The sequence below is a fragment of the Bradyrhizobium sp. 142 genome, assembly GCF_023074015.1.
Taxonomy (GTDB): domain Bacteria; phylum Pseudomonadota; class Alphaproteobacteria; order Rhizobiales; family Xanthobacteraceae; genus Bradyrhizobium.
The window spans coordinates 1-1,111 of sequence record NZ_JADPKQ010000468.1; the positions used below are offsets into that span (position 1 = coordinate 1).

Annotated in this window: 1 protein-coding gene and 1 pseudogene; both read left to right on the forward strand. The window is 57.7% G+C overall.

What is annotated here, in order from left to right:
- Positions 1 to 471: 471 nt before the first annotated feature.
- Positions 472 to 672: a hypothetical protein gene (locus IVA82_RS42615; protein ID WP_247493892.1), complete on the forward strand. Its 201-nt coding sequence runs from the start codon at positions 472 to 474 to the stop codon at positions 670 to 672.
- Between the two features lie 167 nt (positions 673 to 839).
- Positions 840 to 1,111 (forward strand): annotated as a pseudogene (locus tag IVA82_RS42620) (DNA ligase); the annotation flags it as partial.

The following is a 1,111-nucleotide window of genomic DNA, read 5'->3' on the forward strand; positions in this document are numbered from 1 at the left end:
TGTGGAGATTGGTCCGACAGAGCGCGTTGGCCTTCCGCGAGCGTATTCGCACTGCCGTTTCTTGTGTTCGTGAGCGCGGCCCACCGACGCGTCAACTGCGAATTCCCGGTGTTCCTCATTGGCTCAGATCATGCCCACAACAATGAAGAGGGCCATCTCGACCAGCATGATTGCACCCGTCAGTGCGGAGACAAGAAACAAGTCACCCAGGGATAGGAACTTCATGGTTCGCTCCCCATATGCCGAAGAAACGGCCCCTGCATCCGAGGGTAACCAGGGGGCAGGACGGACGCTGGAGCCGTTTCTCGGAGAGCTTGACGCGTTCGTCCGGCGCCAAGGTACTTCCCAAATTAAATCCGAATTTTGATTTTGTCTACATTTAATTCTGTTTAATTTTTAGCGTTATCTTTACTCCTCGCATTAAATAGTAACATTATCGAGGGAATCGCAGGTTCTCGTGGAGTTTCTGGCATGCGCCGCTCCCCATCCATCGTGCCTCATGTGGCGGCGGACCAAGATGTCTACCTTGTGCTTGAGGACTTTGGCGACCGGCTCGGACGCGCTTGGTGCGAGACGGCGGAAGAGGACGGCAATCGTGCGACGCTCTTACGGCACCTGATCGAAGGCCAATACATGCATCCCGCTCGCATCGTGGCCTTCAACACGACATAGGGATGGTCGCGCGATGTGACCACGGATATCGCGGATGAGTTGCGCCGTCGTTTCGTCGAGCTTGAGGAAGTGGCCCCCTCCATGCTGGAATTCCTGGAGAGAGCGGCAAGGCGCGCAGGGACAGGTTCGTAAAGTGCAGCCGAAGTGCTTATCTCTGGCTCATGCGCATGACGTACGAGCTCTGCCTGGCGACCGCCGGCAAGCAGGTTCCCTCGGGACCAGACTGGATGCATGAAGTGAAGCACGACGGCTACCGGATGCTGGTCATCCGTGAGGACGGCAGCGTGCGCCTGCTCTCGCGGAACGGCACCGACTGGACCAAGCGCTATCCGTGGATCGCCGAGGCCGCGCTTAAGAACCGGCAGAAGCATTTCGTCATTGACGGCGAAGCCGTAGTGCTTGGGGTGGACGGCGTATCGGATTTCAACGCGCTGCATTC

What these genes read in the sequence shown, in the direction of transcription:
- IVA82_RS42615 (WP_247493892.1), top strand. Translation starts at nt 472, where the DNA reads ATGCGCCGCTCCCCATCCATCGTGCCTCATGTGGCGGCGGACCAAGAT.